This is a genomic window from Exiguobacterium sp. SH0S7, assembly GCF_004337195.1.
Taxonomy (GTDB): Bacteria; Bacillota; Bacilli; order Exiguobacteriales; family Exiguobacteriaceae; genus Exiguobacterium; species Exiguobacterium aurantiacum_A.
The window spans coordinates 1-891 of the sequence record NZ_SJVA01000032.1 but is presented as its reverse complement, the minus strand read 5'-3'; the positions used below and the strand labels follow the sequence as shown (position 1 = coordinate 891).

1 protein-coding gene is annotated in these 891 nt (G+C 58.4%); it reads left to right on the top strand.

Annotation, left to right across the window (positions count from 1 at the left end; genetic code table 11):
* Nucleotides 1–891, top strand: an 891-nt coding sequence (locus EVJ22_RS15250) for a transposase (protein ID WP_145963191.1), incomplete at both ends; no start/stop codon positions are given.

The following is an 891-nucleotide window of genomic DNA, read 5'->3' as shown; positions in this document are numbered from 1 at the left end:
TGAAGCCCGCCTCACCGAAAAGGGAGAGCCGGTTCATCAAGGTGAGCCGGACCGACCCGGATGCGGGCTATATGTATCGTGACCAGAAGCCGGAAGGCTTTTTCTGGCTGGCGCACCGGACGGTCGACGCCAAACACAACTTCATCGTCGATGTGCACGTCACGCCCGGGAACGTGTCAGACAGCACCGTCTACCTCGCCCGTCTCGAGCATATCCTCGGCCGATTCGGCTATCCGCTAGAGGCAGTCGCCCTCGATGCGGGGTACTTCACGACAGAGATTGCGAAGGCGCTCATCGAGCGCGGCGTCTTCGGCGTCATCGCCTGGCGCCGCTTCGGCGGGAAGAAGGGGATGTTTCGGAGGACGAGCTTCAAATATGTATCAGAAGAAGACGTCTATGTCTGCCCGGCGAAACAGCGTCTCACCTATCGAACGACAGACCGACACGGGTATCACCACTACGCCTCCGACCCCGCCGTCTGTAAGAACTGCCCGCTTCTCGAGAAGTGTACGTCCAATCGTGCCCACCGGCGCGTCATCACCCGTCATCTTGATGAAACCTATCGCGAATTGGTGAACCGGAACCGTCTGTCCGAATCCGGACGATACCTCTATCGTCTCCGGCCGCAGACCGTGGAGCGCTCGTTCGCCGATGCGAAAGAGCTTCACGGGCTCCGCTTCACGTTCTACCGGGGGACCGAGAAGGTCCAGTGCGCCAACCTGGTGGCAGCCACCGCACAAAACATGAAGAAATTGGCCAACCTGTTGGCCGAAAAAGACCGTCTACATAGCATTTCTTCAATTTTATGCCGGGCAGAGCGCCTCGAGCTCGATGAACACAAAAAGAGACGAACCAAATCGCGATGGGCGATTTGGTTCGTCAACAGCCTGA